This window comes from Metabacillus rhizolycopersici (assembly GCF_020075705.1).
In genome coordinates, this window is the sequence record NZ_JAIQUM010000345.1 from 1 (window position 1) to 223 (window position 223).

Annotated in this window: 1 protein-coding gene; it reads right to left on the reverse strand. The window is 42.2% G+C overall.

Annotated features, from left to right (window positions below; translation table 11 throughout):
• Window positions 1-22: 22 nt before the first annotated feature.
• Window positions 23-223 (reverse strand): transposase (locus K9V48_RS30315; RefSeq protein ID WP_224142373.1); only part of this gene is annotated, 201 nt, incomplete at its 5' end.

A 223-nucleotide genomic window follows, 5' to 3' on the forward strand; every position in this document is an offset into this window, starting at 1 on the left:
AGACCTCTCTTAGCTCACTTTATTATGCCATTTCTGAACCTCGCCATGTCCAGTTAGCCATCTTCTTCAAATTCATGGCAGCGAAAGTAAGCATCGCCTGCATCGACAATTTTTTAAGTCCCCTTAACGTTGTCCAACGCATGCCATGCTTTTCTTTTGCATCTGCGAATACACGTTCAATCGTTTCTTTGCGTTTCGCATAGATTGGTTTTACATCTTTGTG